Annotated in this window: 1 protein-coding gene; it reads left to right on the top strand. The window is 63.8% G+C overall.

The features are described 5' to 3' along the window. Positions 1-255, top strand: a 255-nt coding sequence (locus tag ACLJNW_RS25280; protein ID WP_410961373.1) for a hypothetical protein, incomplete at its 5' end; no start/stop codon positions are given. Positions 256-271: the final 16 nt, after the last annotated feature.

The raw sequence follows: 271 nt of genomic DNA, 5'->3' as shown, positions 1-271 counted from the left end.
ATGCTCGTGACTCGCAAGGGCGCTCCGATCTCGCGCTGGCGCGCCCTGCTGCGCGCGACGATCACCTGGTCGCCGCTACTACTGTGGTTCGTGATCATGAGTGTTGGAGCCAGGGCGGAACACACGACTATGCCGGTCGCGCTGTCGTACGGCCTTTTCATTGCGATCTTCGTCGCCGGTGCCGTGTATGCATGGCGGAATCCCGCGCGCGGCATCCAGGATCATCTCGCCGGCACGTGGATCGTTCCGCGGTGATGCGACTTCGTCCTTC

Source organism: Salmonella sp. SAL4457 (assembly GCF_046548235.1).
Taxonomy (GTDB): domain Bacteria; phylum Pseudomonadota; class Gammaproteobacteria; order Enterobacterales; family Enterobacteriaceae; genus Salmonella; species Salmonella enterica.
This window is presented reverse-complemented; position numbering and strand designations above follow the sequence as displayed.